Raw genomic sequence first — 13,719 nt, 5'->3', positions numbered from 1 at the left:
CTCATGGGAGGCGAACCTCAGCTTGTGGAAGATGGCTTCCTCTACACTCGTATCATGTTTCTCAGCAATACCAGTATTATGTTACTGTTCCTGATTAACGGTATTTTCCGGGGAGCAGGAAATGCTTCGCTCGCCATGCGGTCGCTTTGGTTAGCCAATGGGCTTAACATCGTTCTCGATCCCATCTTTATTTTTGGCTTAGGCCCAATTCCAGAATTTGGGGTAGCCGGAGCGGCTATTGCCACTACTATTGGGCGTACAGTAGGAGTGTTATTTCAGTTGTACTATTTGCTGAATGGTAAAACAATTGTCAAAATTGGCTGGGATAATATAGTAATACGCGCTAAAACGCTTTTCAATCTGCTTAAACTAGCTTCAGAAGGAGTTAGTCAGTTTTTGGTAGAATCAGCCAGTTGGATATTTTTGGTTCGAATTATTTCGCTGTTTGGTAACGAGGCTTTGGCCGGGTACACGATTGCTATTCGCATCATTATTTTTTCTATTCTACCTTCCTGGGGGCTGTCTAATGCGGCGGCTACTTTAGTTGGGCAAAATCTGGGAGCTAATCAGCCACTACGGGCCGAAAAGTCAGTTTGGAAAACGGCGTACTACAACTTCCTCTTTCTAACTGTATTATCGCTAATATTTTACTTCGGAGCGCGCCAGTTTGTCGGCATTTTTAGCAACGATCCCAAAGTAATTCAAACCGGGGTAGAGTCTTTGCGAATTATCTGTTTGGGATACGTTTTTCTGTCCTACGGTATGGTGTTGGCTCAATCATTTAATGGAGCTGGCGATACTCGTACCCCCTTGCTTATTAATATTGGCTGCTATTGGGTGGTACAAATTCCGTTGGCGTATGGCTTAGCGGTTTGGTTGGACATAGGGCCGCAAGGAGTATACATTTCCATAGCAATTGCTTTCTCATTAGCAGCAGTAGTAAGTGTTGTCCTCTTCCGACGAGGAAAATGGAAACTAATAAAAGTATAAGATATTTAGAAAAAAATGTAGTCGATTACTATTGAATAACGTATAATTCGGTAATTAATTATTAAATTATATAGCTCAAAATTAAATTTTAAATACTATGAGACATTTTACTAAGCTTATTATAACGTTCGTATTTGCATTTGCTATGCAATATGGTTATGCCCAATTTTTACAACCCGCAGAAAAAAAGATGGATGTAGACGATAAAGTGACTCCTGCCTGGGTGTTAGCCGTAGATGAGTCTGAGGACGATCTTCGGGAAAGTATTATTGATTATACTAAAGATGAATTAGGTGTAAAGTTGAAAAAAGGGAGGAATGGTTTACTCATTGCAAAAGAAGCAAAAGTACCCAGCATTACTTCCTACACGGGTGACTTAAAAGTATTACTTTCTCAGGTGCAGGATCAGACCCAGGTGGCGGTTGCATTTATGCCTGGTTACGATATTTCTCTAAATTCTGATGATTATCCTGATGAAATGGAGCAACTAAGGAATTATACCCGTAGTATGTTAAAATATCATATGGTTAATGAACTTCAGGTGACCATTAAGGACGATGAAAAGCGACTTAAAAACTTGGAAAAAGATTTGAAGAGAAATCAGCGAGAATACCGCAAACTTGACAAGTCTGCTGCCCGGATGCAAAAGAAAATAAATTCAGATAAGACTGATGAAAACGAGAAGTTTGACTTGAGTAATGATCAGGAAGCAGCGGAAGATCGGATGAATACCTTGATGGCAGCTAAAGACGAACTAGACGATGAAATTGCGAAGATGAACGAAAAAATCCAGGTCAGCCAGGAAGATATTAACTATATCGAGAACCAGTTTGTAGAACGTAAAGCATCCGTAAGAACGGAAGAAGTCGAAGATGAAGAGGTAGAATACAAACCATAAGCGGAGAGCGGAGTCTGGAAACTGTAAAACTGTACAGACTGTGTAATGCGCGCACATTTATAGCTATAATTTAAGAGATTGGTAGTAAGTGAGCCAATCTCCACTTTCAACGTAAGGTAGTCCTGCTATGTCAGTATCATACTTAAGGTACGTATAGAACTGGCGTTCAGCTAGGTAGATAAAGCGATAAAGTTGCTCATCTACTCCTTCTAACTCGTGTAAAACGGTTAAAGCGACTTCACTCACCCGGTAAATATCGCCTACTACCGAAGAGCCAGTTTGGGCAATCATGTAGGGGTACCAATGTTGGTAGTCATACAGTGCGTAACCCGGCAATCGATACCCCGCTTGAACTAACTCGCTACTTGCTAAATAGTGGTCGTATATTCCACCTTGACGAAGAGTTCCGTACACAAAGATTTTGTAGATAACTTCTTTTTTATCCTCGATTTCGTTCACATCAAATAATTTCCCTCAAGTACTTAAATACAATAATACGTGAATGCATCTTAAAACAATGACCACGTAGTTTACGATATACTAGGGAGAGAAGAGTTATGCCACAAAAAAAGAAGTGCGTATTCGTTGTTAACCCGATTTCAGGAATTGGCAAGCAGAAAGACATCCCATTGTTGGTGAAGCAACATCTTAATGCCAACCTTTTTGAGTACGATATAATATTCACGGAATATCCTGGTCATGCTACTGAAATTGGCGGGTCTTACCGCGACCAAGTTGACTATGTGATTGCCGTAGGTGGAGATGGTACGATCAACGAAACTGCCCGGGCCTTGCTCGGTAGCCAAGCGGTGTTGGGCATTATTCCTCTCGGGTCAGGCAATGGTTTTGCCCGTCATCTGAATATCTCAACCAATCCAACCCGGGCAATTAAACAACTTAATGTGTCGCAAGAGTCGCTGCTTGATGTAGGATTTTTAAATGGACACCCGTTTTTCAATGTGTCGGGTACAGGCTTCGATGCTTTAATCAGTAAGAAATTTGCTAATCAGGCTCAGCGGGGTTACGCCACGTACATTCGCTGCATTTGGGAAGAAATTGCTAGCTACCAACCTCGCACTTACCGTTATAAATTAAACGGAAAGGAGGTAGAAGATTCGTTCTTTCTTATTGCCTTCGCCAATAGTGAGCAGTACGGAAACAACGCCGTTATAGCTCCTCAGGCGCAAACTAACGACGGATTATTAGATATTGTATTTGTGCGGCCCTTCCCGCCTGCCTACGTTATTGCATTTACGCTGCTAGCGTTCACTCGGCAAATTCATCTTTCGCCCTACGTTGAAATCACACAAGCTAAGCAATTTGAGATTCAGCAACTGAATGATCCGCTCATTCATATCGACGGGGAATACGTGAAGACCGAAGAACAAAATTTATCAATATCACTACAACCTCAAAATCTGCGGGTGCTACGCCCTTCAAGAACATCGTAGTCATTTGAATATTAAGTGACTACTTAACAATTGCTTAACAATATCTTAATAGTTAGATAACTATCTCTTCGAATAAGAATCGGTTATTTGTATAACCAACGATCAGTCTGCTTGATCTACTATTTCCGCTCCTGCAATTTATATTCTCTTTTATTAAACCCTTTTCGGGTAATACACTGCATCTCTCTTGTTAGCAAATCTGTACTAACCCAAAACCTGACTGCTATGACTATTCAGTCTTGCGGATTAGAAACAATTTCTAGTCAAATACTTTATTTAGTTCAATTTAAACTACTACGATATGTCCAAAAAGCGATCAGTCGAAGTTGCGATTATTTCCGATGTACACTTGGGTACCTACGGATGCCGCGCTAAAGAACTACTTGAGTACCTTAAGAGTATCAAGCCTGAAACGTTGGTTTTGAACGGTGATATTATTGATATCTGGCAATTTAGCAAACGTTACTGGCCTAGCTCCCACATGCGAGTGGTAAAGCAGATCTTTGGTATGGCGGCCAAAGGGGTAGACATTTATTATGTCACGGGAAACCACGACGAAATGCTACGTAAATTTGACGGGTTTACGATGGGTTCTTTAAAAGTTGTGAATAAAGTAGTTTTAGAACTAGACGGTAAAAAAGCCTGGATTTTTCACGGTGATGTATTTGATATTACTATGAAGCATTCTAAGTGGTTGGCTAAATTAGGAGCTATTGGCTATGACACACTTATTTTACTAAATGCTTTCGTCAACTTTGTGCGAGAGAAAATAGGAATGGGAAGAGTTTCTTTTAGCAAAAAAATAAAAAATAGAGTAAAAGGCGCGGTCAAATTCATTGACGACTTTGAGAATACCGCGGCAGATATTGCCATTAATAACGATTACGACTACGTTGTGTGCGGGCATATTCATAATCCTGAAATCAAGATTATTAATAATAGCCAGGGTAGCGTAGTCTATCTTAACAGTGGCGACTGGATTGAAAATCTAACTGCACTGGAGTACAACAAAAAAAAGTGGGCACTTTATCGCTTCTCCGACGATATTTCTCTCAATGAAGAAAAAACTACTGAGGCTGAAGAAGAAGTAGAAATAGAAAACTTAGATGTAGGAGTGCTCTACAAAAACTTGGTAGAAGAAATTCGGTTAAACAAATAATGAAGGTACTTTACGCTATTCAAGGTACAGGCAATGGTCACATTAGCCGAGCGCGCGATATTGTACCAATTCTTCAAGACAAAGTGGAGCTGGACTTGTTGATTAGTGGCATTCAGGCTGATGTATCTCTACCGTATTCGGTCAAATACCAACTTAAGGGGGCTGGGTTTATTTTTGGTAAATCGGGTGGAGTGGACTTAATGCGGACTTACCGTAAAACTGATACCCGTCGGTTTCTAAAGGATGTCCGGAATCTTCCTGTTAATGAATACGACTTAATTATTAATGATTTCGAGCCAGTTTCTGCTTGGGCAGCTTACTTTAAAAAAGTGCCCAGCATATCACTGAGCCACCAAAGTGCTATTTTGAATGAGAATGCTCCCCAACCCAAGAAAAAAGATCCAGTGGGTAAAGCAATACTTAAAAATTATGCTCCTACGGATCAAGCGTATGGATTTCATTTCGCTAAATTTGATACAAATATATTTACCCCGGTAATTCGTCAGCAACTTCGGCAGGCCGAAGTGCATAATCTGGGTCACTATACCGTTTATCTACCTGCCTTCGATGATCAGAAACTTATTAATCGGCTAAAAATGATTAAAGACATTTCCTGGCATGTATTTTCCAAGCATAGCAAAAAGGCTTATCAGGAGGGTAATGTTTATACCTCTCCGGTAAACAACGAGCAATTCATTCAAAGTATGACAAATTGCGAAGGTGTGTTGTGCGGCGCGGGGTTTGAGACACCAGCCGAGGCGTTGTTTTTAAAAAAGAAACTGCTAGTTATACCAATGAAGAATCAATTCGAACAGCACTGCAACGCAGCAGCACTAGAATCACTCGGGGTACCAGTGCTGAAGAACTTTAAGAAGAAACAACTCCCATTTGTACAAAAGTGGGTCGGACAATTGCAGTCAATTAAAGCAGATTACCCCGACACTACTGAAAAAATCATAGACATGGTGTTGGAAGAAGGAAGAAGATTGAATATTGATAAATGACTGAATTTACCGCAGAAGATAGTGATCCAAGTTTTGAGTGGGGGGTATCTACAGCTGCTTATCAAACTGAAGGGGCCTTTCAGGAAGATGGTAAGGGGCTGTCTATATGGGATGAATTTGCTAACCGTTCAGGCAAAACATATAACAACCAAAATGGAAATCAGGCCTGTGATTTTTACCATCGGTACCCCGAAGATTTAAGTATTATTCAACAATTAGATATTCCGAACTTCCGGTTTTCAATCGCATGGTCGCGGGTATTGCCCCAAGGTATCGGAACACCTAATCAAGCTGGTATTGATTTTTATGACCGACTGATTGATGGCTGCTTGGAGCGTGATATTGAACCCTGGGTTACGCTGTATCATTGGGATTTACCCTTAGCTCTCCATCAGCGGGGTGGATGGACTAATCGTGATATTGTAAGTTGGTTTGTTGAATACGTTGAGTTAACTGTAGGCCGTTTTAAAGATCGGGTAGCAAACTGGATGGTACTTAATGAACCGATGGTATTTACTGGGGCGGGGTACTTTCTAGGAATTCACGCGCCGGGTAAACGAGGAATGAAAAATTTTTCAGCAGCAGTTCACCACGCCGCTTTATGCCAAGCAGAAGGAGGGAGGGTAATCCGTGATTTGCACTCTACAGCCCAAGTTGGTACTACTTTTTCGTGCGCATTAGTTGAGTCAGCTTCACCGAGCCGACAAGATGTGCGGGCTGCTCAACGGGTAGATGCATTATTAAATCGACTTTTTATTGAGCCGTCACTCGGAAGAGGCTATCCAATTGACCAATTTCCGGCATTATCCAGATTACAAAAATACATGAAACCAAATGACGAAGATCTTTTAAAATTTGACTTCGATTTTATTGGTTTGCAGTGCTATACCCGTGAAGTTATCCGGTATTCATGGTCAATGCCGTATATTTTTGCCCGCCAAGTGTCTCCTCAAAAGCGAGAAGTACCTACCACATTAATGGGTTGGGAAGTATACGCTGATTCAATATACCACGTTCTCAGAAATTTTCACCGACGATATCATCTCAAAAATATTATTATAACAGAAAATGGTGCCGCTTTTTCCGATTCAGTGCGTGAGGGTAAGATTGACGATTATGATCGACAGCAGTATTTAAGTAGCCACATACAAGCTTGTTTACGAGCAAAACAAGAAGGTGTGCCACTGCATGGATACTTCGCATGGACTCTCACCGATAATTTTGAATGGGCCGAAGGCTACCGACCCACATTTGGTTTAGTGCATATCAACTTCCAGACGCAAAAAAGGATTATTAAGCAGTCAGGTCGGTGGTATGCTAAGTTGATCCAACACCATTTAGTGCCACCTAATAGCCGGAATATGGATATTTAGTCCTATAGAAAAGCAGGTAAAAAGTGTAAGCATTTTATTTTCTTCTTCCTTCTTGAAGACAAGTTGTCCTTTTTTGGTTTACCTATCGCTTCTCTAACTTCTCTGAGTAACGCTTCTTCTTCAATTTTTTGATGGCCTAAACGTAGAACGCGTTGTTCCAATTCGTAGGTTGTATTTTTGGGTTTCATAGACTGTTAGGTTAAATATTTTCAGCTAATAGTGCGCTGTTTTCTTCCTAAGCAGTTTCCAAAGTTTGATTTCGAGGCTGGCTCAAGAAAGTGTGCGCTTTATCTTGCTGGGTGAAAATTTTTAGGTTAAGATGTTCAAACTTAAAGGTGGACTTTTCGAGCCACTCGATATTTGTCATTAATTTCCGTTCCGAAGCAGGAGTAGTAAGCACCGCTACTTGACAGGTTTTATCGGTGATAAATGAGCTAGTCAAACTTTTGCAAGTATTAGACCATTTCTTAATAAAGAAGAAAAACTCATAAGGGTTAACGTCTTGGAAAAAGTCTTTGACGAAAAGCCATTTGTTCGTATCGTACACAGCAGCAATGTTCATAGCAATATCCATAGTCTCGTGATAAAGCGTAAGCTCACCGTAACCGTTAAAATTAATGATAACGGCCTCAAGGTTTTTATTATACTCCGCACTTGCTAGACTGTTGACAATTTTATACATAAAGTGGTCAATTTGTGGAAAAAATACACCAACCTCATAATGAGAATTTGGCAAAACTATTACAAGTAGGTCCGCAGTTTAAGTTTAGGGTAGCGCAGTAAACAAATATAATAAATATAACGCTAAAACGCTCAGAATAATGATTAAAAAATATATAAAAATAGCTGAACAGAAACCTTTATATTTATGAATTAAAAAAAATTACACCATTTGGTTAAAAATACTCAAATTTAATAAGTAGCTAACTTTAACATTACCTTAACTACGAAAAGTAATATGTGCACTATGCAGAATTGTATAGTGCTGTAATAGAACATAAATGAGTAGTTATAGTAGATATTATTATCCCAAATTTCAAGTAACCAGGAAATTGTAGGGAGCTAATGAATCTGCGCAAGAGCCGCATCGGGTTGGGTAACCGGAAGCTTACATACTTTATTACGACAGACGTAAATAGTCGTTTGCCCATCAACTAACTTATTCTCAAGCAGTGCTAAGCTTCCTTCTGATGTACCCCCTAAAAATAGCACATTAGGTAAATACTGCTTATCCATCTCGTGCCGGGTTGTTTGGGAAGTTTCTCCTAGAATTGCTACCTCATACGGTTCATGAACTAAGTTCCCAAGTAGACTTGCCCAATTAGCGTGAAAATTAGGGTACTCTTTTACGTTTGGGTAAATGGCCCCTGCCATAGCCTGGGCCTTAGTAGTATAAGTTTCCTCCGTCAGCAATAATCCCAACGTCCATAAATTATGAGCCATTACTGAATTAGAGCTGGGAATAACGTTATCGCTAATCTCTTTTTGCCGAGCAATTAACGAAGCGTGCTCACTAGCAGTATAAAATAACATGGGCGATTTGTCATCCTGAAATTGATTAAGAACATAATCAGTTAACGACTTAGCCGTGTGTATCCAATTTTCATCAAAAGTGGCTTGGTATAGATTGATATAGGCTGAGATAAGAAAAGCATAATCATCTAAAAACCCAGGAATACTAGTGTCCCCGTCTTTATAACTGCGGGTTAATGAAAAGTCGGATTGTATGATCTTGTTTCTCAAAAAGGCAGCGTTAGTTAAAGCGGATTGAAGAAAACGAGGGTCATCAAAAGTTCGGTAAGCATCTATGTAGCCATTGAGCATCAGCGCATTCCAGGCTGTTAGTACTTTATCATCTAAGCCCGGCGGGGTTCGTTCGCTTCGAAGTTTTAGTAATTGAGATTTAGCCTGCTGGAGCTCATTTCTTACTTGTTCAGGTGTAGTACCGATTGAATGAGCAAAATCCGCTATACGTTGGTCAGCGTAAAAAATATTTTTACCTGCTTCCCAATTTCCTTTCTTCGAAATATTAAAATAAGAAGTGAAATTTCCGTAGGTACTATCCAATGTTGCCTCAATTTCATCTGCCGACCAAACATAAAATTTCCCCTCTTCGCCCTCACTATCAGCGTCAAGCGAAGAGTAGAAAGCCCCCTCACTGGAGGTCATATCTCGTTCAATAAAGTCTACAGTTTCATAAACTACATCGCGGTAAAGTGAGTCGCCAGTAAGTTGGTAGGCTTTGCTGTAGAGGCTTATTAATTGAGCGTTATCATACAGCATTTTCTCAAAGTGTGGTATTTTCCACTGAGAATCGGTCGCATAGCGGGCAAACCCACCCCCCAAATGGTCGTATATTCCTCCAAGAGCCAATTTATCAAGAGTCGTTAATACGGCTTCTCTAGCGGAGGTATCACCAGAGTAATAGTGGTACTGCATTAAGAAATTTAAATTAACGGGCATGGGAAACTTGGGTGCACCTTGATTACCTCCCCATTCAAAATCAATTTGGGGCTTCCACTCCTGAAAAAGCTGATCTAGCGTTTCTTGAGAATAGGCAGTAGGGGAGGTCGGTATTTCTAGTTGATCAATAGTTTGAATGCCTTCAGTCACCTGATTAGCAATATCTTGTAGTCGTCCAGGATCGTCTTGGTAAGTTTCTACCAGTTTTTGCAATACTTGCATCCACTGGTCTTTCGGTAAATAGGTGCCCGCAAAGAATGGGCGTCCGTCGGGAAGTGCTACCGCATTAAGCGGCCAACCACCCCGCCCGGTAAGTAGTTGAGAAGCATTCATATAAATCTGATCGACATCGGGTCGTTCTTCCCGATCTACTTTAATAGAAACAAAGTGCTCGTTCATAAATGCAGCTACCGTTGAATCCTCAAAGCTTTCGTGTTCCATTACGTGGCACCAATGACAAGCCGCGTAACCAACACTAACAATAAGTAGCTTTTCCTCATTGGCCGCTTTTTTTAAGGCTTTATCGCCCCAGGGGTACCAGTTAACCGGATTATAGGCATGCTGAAGCAGGTAGGGGCTAGTTTCGTAAATGAGCGCATTAGTGCTTGACGGATCAGATGGCTGGGCGCAAGCTGAAGTTAGCAATAAGCAAGATACGAATAGTAGTAAGTGAAAACGCATAAGGTACAGCGATCTAAAACATGAGGAAATTTCTAATTCCGAACGTCAAAGATAAAAGATTAGTTTGTCAGCAGTTCTCAATAACAAATCAGTGCATTCGGCGCAACGGTTACAAATTAAAAACTACCCAAAAAATTGAGGATTCAAGTATAAAGTACACGCTATAGAAACTAGTTAAAGTACTAAAGAAAGTGATGATGCGAATTGATAAATTTATCACGATCGATTATATAAACTATTTTGAAAACTCAAGCACAAAACCACAAAAAATTAGAGCGATTAGCGAACCGAGTTGCTAGTTTGGAACAGCAGCTTACTGAGCAAGATGCGATCTTTCAGCAATTAGCCGAAGAAGCAGGTAATGGTTATTGGCGGTGGAACCTATCTTCCGGCACACTTCAGCTGAGCCCAAAATCATGTCGGTTTCTTCAAAGCAATCACAAACAAGATTTTGTACAACCGGAGCGGTGGAGCGATATTTTACCGTTGGATGAAGATGCGGTACTACGTCAGATAGTAAATACGCTTTGGCCCAACGGAAAAAGTAACTTCGAGTTTTTAATAAAAGCTGTATCGCCTTTTTCTGAGCCAGTAATCTGCTATGGAAGTGTAATTGAGTGGAATCAGCAGGAGAGACCAGAGGCAATTCTAGGTTTTTTTAAAAAAGTGCCCGATGAACATTCTATCCAAAGTAATTTGACCGAGCGGAAAAAATGGTTTCGGTGGATGGCTAAATATATTCCTGGAGTTTTTATTTTCCTTTTTGACCGAGATTACCGCTACTCTAACTACGAGGACTACAATTATACCGAACATCCGAATTTTAATAGGATAATAGGAAAAACACTTGACGAAGTAGCAAACCCTGACGAAGTGGCTTTTCTAAAACCTATCTACGAAGAAGTATTAGCCGGAAATAGCTTAGAACGCGAAGTAGTCTATCAAAAAAAGAGCTACTATTCTCAGTTTATTCCGTATTACAACGAAGGAGAAATAACACACGGCTTAGTTTTCTCCTTGGATATTACTCAAACAAAAGGGTTTGAGCAAAAACTAGCCTCTTTTATAGAACAAGCCCCCGCTGCTATGGCCGTGTTTGATACTAATATGCACTACATAGCGGCTAGCCAGTATTGGAACGATAGTTTTACAGAGGGTGAAAATATTATTGGAGAGTCGTATTACGGAGGTTTTTCCGAAATTACTGATGAATGGAAAAATATTCATCAGGATTGTTTGAAAGGGAATAGTTATCACAACGATGACGAGCGGGTTATTCTGAAAGATGGTTCAGAAGTGTGGCTACAGTGGGAAGTGAAACCTTGGTATACAACTGGAAATGATATTGGCGGTTTAATTATTATAGCCGAAAACATTACGGATCGGAAAAAGTCAGAATTGGCTCTCCATCATTATCAGCAAGGGTTAAAAATTCTGACGCAGATTAGTGCCAATCATCAGCTCAGCCTAGAAGAAAAACTTCAAGAATTATTGATTTCAGTGGCTACTTATTTCGATTTGCCTAACGGAATGATAAACCAAGTGAAGAGCAAAATTCAGTTGGTAGAATATGCTATTTGTTTAGATGACGAAGATCAAAAATTTGAGGCGGGAACAGAGCTTCCATTGCCTAACACTTACTGTGGTGCTACATTTACTTCAGATGATACTATCGCAATTTCAAGCATGGATGCTGCTCAAGAATTGGGTAATACTATCCATAACTCATATGGTATAGAATCCTATATTGGTTCACCTTTATGGGTAGCTGGCAAAAAATACGGAACGATTTGCTTTTTCTCATCCGAGAAAAGAATTTCACCATTTACCGAAAACGAGGTAGACTTTATGCGTTTGGTAGCCCGATGGGTAGGAACTACGCTGGAGCGTTCTTACACTCAGCGACAAATAATTACAGCTCGGGAGCAAGCTGAAGAAGCTACACAAGCTAAATCCGATTTTCTTTCAACCATGTCGCACGAGATTAGAACACCTATGAATGCGGTTATTGGTATGACCCACTTATTAATGGAAGAAAACCCTCGAAATGATCAGTTGAAATCATTAAAAACACTGAAATTTTCGGCTGACTTGCTCCTTTCTCTTATCAATGACATTCTAGACTTTAGTAAAATAGAATCAGGAAAAATTGAATTAGAGTTTGTAGACTTTAATTTGAAAAATATGCTGCATGGAATTAAGGCAGCTCAAGGAACTAAAGCTCAAGAGAAGCATGTGAAACTTAAACTACGATGGGACGAAGATGTGCCATTAATGGTGGTGGGTGATATGACCCGATTAGGGCAAATAATTAATAACTTAGTAAGTAATGCTGTAAAATTCACCCAAGAAGGTGAAGTTTCTATTGAGATAGATTTAATTGAAGAAAAAGAGCATAAAGTTAGGTTAAGTTTTAAAGTTCGTGATACTGGGATAGGCGTTTCAGAAAATCAAATAGAAGCTATCTTTGAAGAGTTTAGTCAAGCTAGCTCGAGCACAACGCGTAAGTTTGGGGGTACTGGTCTTGGGTTAGCGATTACTAAGAAGCTTTTGGAGCTTCAAGGTAGCCAAATTGAGGTGACGAGTGAAGTTGGAGTAGGTTCAGTGTTCTCGTTTAAACTTGAGTTACGAAAGAGTAACAAAGTGGTTAATGAGGCGGGAGCTACTAAATCTAATATAGAATTTGGTCAAAGTTTAGAGGGGTTACGAGTGTTGTTAGTTGAGGATAATCCAGTAAATCAGTATGTAGTAACCCGTTTTATAAAAAAATGGGAAGCTTCTTTAGATATTGCTAACAATGGCCAAGAAGCCGTTGAAAAAGTGAAACAAGAGTCGTATGACGTAATATTAATGGACATACAAATGCCAATTATGGATGGATACGAGTCTACTAAGCAGATTACGGCATGGGAGCAGCATGAAGAGAAGGATCCAGTCTATATTATAGCGTTAACAGCATCAGCAACGCTAGCGGCCAAAGACAAGGTAAAAGAGTTGGGAATGGACGAATTTCTAACTAAGCCATTTGATCCTAAAGAGTTATTCGCCCGATTAATTGCGCAATGGAAGAATGAAGAGATCAAGAATGACTATCTAAAAAAAAACTTAGCCATCAACCTTGAGGTATTTGAGTATCTTACTAATGGAGATCAAATTGAACAGAGGAGATTATGTTTAAAAATAGAAAAGATAATTAAAAATTTGGTTCAAGAAGTGAATGAACTGAAAGAAAAGGCTGACTTTGGAAAATACGCTAATAATCTTCAACAGGTAAAATCAAATGGTGCATCTATTAAAGTTGAGCCTTTAAGCAATATGGTGTTAGAAATGGCAGAAAACCCTAAGATAATCAACGAGCGAATATGTAATGCATTAATTAGCTATTGCCACCAAATATTGGAAAAAATACAGAAATACAAATCAGGTATTGCAGATTGATTTTTCGTGTGAGTTTTATTAGCTTTTGAAGTAGATTGAATCATGTTGAGCGAATCGTTCTTTGAAATTTGCTTACTTTTGCGGTCTTTTGCCGGATGAAGAAAAAGCGCGTTGCAATTGATATGGACGAAGTACTGGCTGACGCTCTGGGTAAACTTATCCGACTCTACGAAGATGAATACCAGCTGCCGATTGACCACGAAAAGCTAGCCGGTCATTACTTAGAAGAAATAGTTCATCCGGATAATCGCTCGGCAATACG

Annotated in this window: 12 protein-coding genes; 8 read left to right on the top strand and 4 right to left on the bottom strand. The window is 39.9% G+C overall.

Features of this window, described 5'->3' with window-relative positions; genetic code table 11:
• Together WBA23_RS05025 and WBA23_RS05020 are read left to right on the top strand one after the other, a co-directional pair.
• Positions 1-990, top strand: a 990-nt coding sequence (locus tag WBA23_RS05025) for an MATE family efflux transporter (protein WP_424581155.1), incomplete at its 5' end; no start/stop codon positions are given.
• 97 nt (positions 991-1,087) lie between these two features.
• Positions 1,088-1,888 carry a hypothetical protein gene (locus WBA23_RS05020; protein ID WP_424581154.1) on the top strand — a complete coding sequence of 267 codons (801 nt, stop codon included), beginning with the start codon at positions 1,088-1,090 and terminating at the stop codon, positions 1,886-1,888.
• A 63-nt stretch (positions 1,889-1,951) separates the two neighbouring features.
• Here WBA23_RS05020 and WBA23_RS05015 read toward each other — a convergent pair whose 3' ends face one another.
• Positions 1,952-2,347 carry a gamma-glutamylcyclotransferase family protein gene (locus tag WBA23_RS05015; protein ID WP_424581153.1) on the bottom strand — a complete coding sequence of 132 codons (396 nt, stop codon included), beginning with the start codon at positions 2,345-2,347 and terminating at the stop codon, positions 1,952-1,954.
• Between the two features lie 98 nt (positions 2,348-2,445).
• Between WBA23_RS05015 and WBA23_RS05010 the strand changes: the two genes are divergently transcribed.
• The 4 genes from WBA23_RS05010 (at position 2,446) to WBA23_RS04995 (ending at position 6,875) form a co-directional block, all read left to right on the top strand.
• The gene (locus WBA23_RS05010) at positions 2,446-3,339 is read left to right on the top strand and encodes a diacylglycerol/lipid kinase family protein (protein ID WP_424581152.1); all 894 of its coding nucleotides are present in this window, start codon (positions 2,446-2,448) and stop codon (positions 3,337-3,339) included.
• Positions 3,340-3,640: 301 nt separating this feature from the next.
• Entirely contained in the window at positions 3,641-4,498 is an 858-nt protein-coding gene (locus WBA23_RS05005; RefSeq protein WP_424581151.1) for a UDP-2,3-diacylglucosamine diphosphatase, read from the top strand.
• On the top strand, positions 4,498-5,502 hold the full coding sequence (locus tag WBA23_RS05000; protein ID WP_424581150.1) for a glycosyltransferase family protein: 1,005 nt from the start codon (positions 4,498-4,500) through the stop codon (positions 5,500-5,502). The genes WBA23_RS05005 and WBA23_RS05000 overlap by 1 nt, the downstream gene beginning before the upstream one ends.
• Positions 5,499-6,875, top strand: a complete 1,377-nt coding sequence (locus WBA23_RS04995) for a GH1 family beta-glucosidase (RefSeq protein ID WP_424581149.1) — start codon at positions 5,499-5,501, stop codon at positions 6,873-6,875. The genes WBA23_RS05000 and WBA23_RS04995 overlap by 4 nt, the downstream gene beginning before the upstream one ends.
• Positions 6,876-6,877: 2 nt before the next feature.
• On the opposite strand, the gene WBA23_RS04990 is transcribed toward WBA23_RS04995, so the two are convergent.
• The 3 genes from WBA23_RS04990 to WBA23_RS04980 all read right to left on the bottom strand — a co-directional run bounded on the left by WBA23_RS04990 (position 6,878) and on the right by WBA23_RS04980 (position 10,019).
• The gene (locus WBA23_RS04990; protein ID WP_424581148.1) at positions 6,878-7,063 is read right to left on the bottom strand and encodes a hypothetical protein; all 186 of its coding nucleotides are present in this window, start codon (positions 7,061-7,063) and stop codon (positions 6,878-6,880) included.
• Positions 7,064-7,110: 47 nt separating this feature from the next.
• The gene (locus WBA23_RS04985) at positions 7,111-7,557 is read right to left on the bottom strand and encodes a hypothetical protein (protein WP_424581147.1); all 447 of its coding nucleotides are present in this window, start codon (positions 7,555-7,557) and stop codon (positions 7,111-7,113) included.
• Positions 7,558-7,937: 380 nt separating this feature from the next.
• Positions 7,938-10,019 (bottom strand): thioredoxin domain-containing protein, encoded by a 2,082-nt coding sequence (locus WBA23_RS04980; protein WP_424581146.1) that lies wholly within the window; start codon positions 10,017-10,019, stop codon positions 7,938-7,940.
• A gap of 240 nt (positions 10,020-10,259) precedes the next feature.
• Here WBA23_RS04980 and WBA23_RS04975 point away from each other — a divergent pair, with 240 nt between their 5' ends.
• Together WBA23_RS04975 and WBA23_RS04970 are read left to right on the top strand one after the other, a co-directional pair.
• A complete protein-coding gene (locus WBA23_RS04975; RefSeq protein WP_424581145.1) occupies positions 10,260-13,457 on the top strand; it encodes an ATP-binding protein in 3,198 nt (1,065 codons plus the stop codon).
• 68 nt (positions 13,458-13,525) lie between these two features.
• On the top strand, positions 13,526-13,719 hold a 194-nt coding region (locus tag WBA23_RS04970; protein WP_424581144.1), incomplete at its 3' end, for a 5' nucleotidase, NT5C type.

Source organism: Tunicatimonas sp., assembly GCF_049647865.1.
GTDB lineage: Bacteria > Bacteroidota > Bacteroidia > Cytophagales > Cyclobacteriaceae > Tunicatimonas.
Note: the sequence above shows the minus strand (reverse complement) of the source record. Positions and strands in the feature narration are given on the sequence as shown.

Bases quoted from the DNA above. Each gene is read 5' to 3' on its own strand.
- WBA23_RS04990 (WP_424581148.1), bottom strand. From the start codon at position 7,063: ATGAAACCCAAAAATACAACCTACGAATTGGAACAACGCGTTCTACGT.
- WBA23_RS05000 (WP_424581150.1), top strand. From the start codon at position 4,498: ATGAAGGTACTTTACGCTATTCAAGGTACAGGCAATGGTCACATTAGC.
- WBA23_RS05010 (WP_424581152.1), top strand. From the start codon at position 2,446: ATGCCACAAAAAAAGAAGTGCGTATTCGTTGTTAACCCGATTTCAGGA.
- WBA23_RS04995 (WP_424581149.1), top strand. From the start codon at position 5,499: ATGACTGAATTTACCGCAGAAGATAGTGATCCAAGTTTTGAGTGGGGG.
- WBA23_RS05005 (WP_424581151.1), top strand. From the start codon at position 3,641: ATGTCCAAAAAGCGATCAGTCGAAGTTGCGATTATTTCCGATGTACAC.
- WBA23_RS04980 (WP_424581146.1), bottom strand. From the start codon at position 10,019: ATGCGTTTTCACTTACTACTATTCGTATCTTGCTTATTGCTAACTTCA.
- WBA23_RS04985 (WP_424581147.1), bottom strand. From the start codon at position 7,557: ATGTATAAAATTGTCAACAGTCTAGCAAGTGCGGAGTATAATAAAAAC.
- WBA23_RS05020 (WP_424581154.1), top strand. From the start codon at position 1,088: ATGAGACATTTTACTAAGCTTATTATAACGTTCGTATTTGCATTTGCT.